The following is a 317-nucleotide window of genomic DNA, read 5'->3' on the forward strand; positions in this document are numbered from 1 at the left end:
TGCTCTCTTACACATTGGCCAATCTTCAGTACTTCATTAAATGTGATGTAATCTAGTGGAGCACTTACATTATAAATTTGGCCGTAATCTGTCTCAATATTATCTGCGATGATTACCAGATCATTTACCAATAAATACGGAAGATCCGGCTTTGGAATGGAAACTCTGTAGCCTTCCTTCTCCAATCCTTGTTTTACTTTCTCCATATTCTCGATAAATGGAGCTAAGTACGCCTTTTCGGCTTCGTCCCCATAATCTCATTATGGCCCTCAAAACTATCCGCACCATGGTGTGTGTAACTTAATGCACCATGGTGC

1 pseudogene is annotated in these 317 nt (G+C 40.4%); it reads right to left on the reverse strand.

The features are described 5' to 3' along the window. Window positions 1-206 (reverse strand): annotated as a pseudogene (locus tag PZE06_RS27490) (phosphopentomutase); the annotation flags it as partial. Between the last annotated feature and the right edge of the window lie 111 nt (window positions 207-317).

This window comes from Robertmurraya sp. DFI.2.37 (assembly GCF_029211245.1).
Taxonomy (GTDB): domain Bacteria; phylum Bacillota; class Bacilli; order Bacillales; family Cytobacillaceae; genus Robertmurraya; species Robertmurraya methanolica_A.